This window comes from Pantoea sp. GD03673 (assembly GCF_029844725.1).
Classification (GTDB): domain Bacteria; phylum Pseudomonadota; class Gammaproteobacteria; order Enterobacterales; family Enterobacteriaceae; genus Pantoea.
In genome coordinates, this window is record NZ_JAOCKJ010000041.1 from 1 (window position 1) to 609 (window position 609).

Sequence of the window (609 nt, forward strand, 5' to 3'; positions counted from 1 at the left end):
GCTTCTTTCCTGGCAAGCAGTGAAGTCCCGAACGCACGAATTTTACCCAGACTTTCGGTAAGCTCAGGCAATGATGAGAAATTGCTGGTAATCAGGCGGTACGTACTGATATCTGAATCAAGCGACAGACCGTAAAAATCCAGCACGTCGCGGTTTGTGTTAAGAAGTTTGCGGATGAGTTGCGCATGTGCGTCAAGGCTGGCCGTTTGATCCAGTTTCGAAGCATCAATGTCCTGCTGCAGCGCGTCCCACTGTGCACGCACCCCATTAATTTTATCGATTAAACCCGCACTGCCTTCTGTCTGCGCCATCTCTTTCTTGATGACATCGGTGATAGTAACAATGTCATCTCTAACACTTAGACGCGATGAGGTGGCAGGATTTTTTTGCGCAATAGCGAGGGCTGTTTCAGCGCGATGGCGCTGTATCAGATTCAACAGGGCAAGGATTTTGTTTTCAGCAGGCACTCCTGTTACTTCTTTCTGCTTGTCCTGAATATATTTATTACCTTCTGACACAAAAAGCACGGTAGGAACTGAAAAAAGAACAAGGCAAAACAAGCCCAGAATTGCAAACTTAGCGGTAAGATTAATATTGTTAAGAATATTA

Annotated in this window: 1 protein-coding gene; it reads right to left on the bottom strand. The window is 45.5% G+C overall.

The window, feature by feature from the left end; all coding sequences use genetic code 11:
- Positions 1–609 (bottom strand): nitrate- and nitrite sensing domain-containing protein (locus N5J69_RS22185; protein WP_279772597.1); only part of this gene is annotated, 609 nt, incomplete at both ends.